This is a genomic window from Nonomuraea sp. NPDC005983 (assembly GCF_040614375.1).
Taxonomy (GTDB): domain Bacteria; phylum Actinomycetota; class Actinomycetes; order Streptosporangiales; family Streptosporangiaceae; genus Nonomuraea.
The window spans coordinates 1-1,049 of sequence record NZ_JBEXUP010000305.1 but is presented as its reverse complement, the minus strand read 5'-3'; the positions used below and the strand labels follow the sequence as shown (position 1 = coordinate 1,049).

Genomic DNA, 1,049 nt, shown 5'->3' with positions numbered 1-1,049 from the left:
GCACCTTGACCCGAGTGCTGATCTTCTCCGAGAAGATCGGGTCGCAACCCGCGGCCGTCAGGGCAGTCTGCGTCACCGTGTCACCGCGGGAGTCCCGGGCGGTGGCGCGCAGCGACACGTAACCGGTGCCGGCCGGGTGCCGGACCGTCGCGTCGCCCCCCTCCTGGCCGGTCCGCACCCCGGCCGCGGTCCAGGTCGCCCCGTCGTCGAAGGACGCCTCGACGCTCACCGCGCGGACCTTGCCCGCCGTGGCCGTCCTGTCGACCTGGAACGGGATCGTGAACTCCCGGCCCGCCGGCGCCCCGCCGTCCTCGTCGAGCGGGGGAGAGAAACGGACGGCGAGCAGGGGAAGCGCGGCGGCCTCGCGCTCCTCACGCGAGTCGAACTCCCACACCGCCTCCACCCTCGTGGACAGCGCGGCCGACGGACGCAGCGCGGACGTCTCCAGGCGGTAGCGGGCGCCGCCCGGCGGCACCTGGAAGAGCCCCCCGTTCGGGGTGAGCCCGCCCGAGACGACCTTCCCGTCGCGGTAGAGGGCCGTCCGGCCGGTGCCGCCGGTCCAGGTGGCGTGCGCGTAGTGGCCGGGGGCCGGGTCCGACAGCATCGGCAGCGAGGCGGAGATGACGTCGCCGTCACGGACGGAGGAGGTCGAGGTGACGGCGGGGCCCGCCACGCCCGAGTTCCACGCCTCCGCATACTCCTTGCCCGCTTCGTACGGGCGCCAGGACTGGTTCTGCACCTGCGCCAGGCGCGCACCGGTCTGGTAGAGCACCGAGCTCCAGCCGACCGGCCCGGAGCCGTGGAAGTTGGACGTGAGCGTGCCGGGCAGGCTGAGCTCGCCGGCCCTGATGGGCTCCGCCGGGGGCGCGGCCGAGCCCGGCTGCACGGCGAAGTCGACCCGGTCGCCGCCGCCCCGCCCGCCGAGGGCGCCGTAGCGCGCCACGACCTTGGCCAGGTCGGCGTCCGTGAGGACCGGGTGGGTGGCGACCGGCCCGGACGCGGCGGCCACGGCCAGGTTGCAGACCGCCGCGCCGTCCGGGCCGCAGGCG

Annotated in this window: 1 pseudogene; it reads right to left on the bottom strand. The window is 76.0% G+C overall.

Annotation, left to right across the window (positions count from 1 at the left end):
• A pseudogene (locus tag ABZ297_RS46880) lies at positions 1 to 1,049 on the bottom strand (hypothetical protein); the annotation flags it as partial.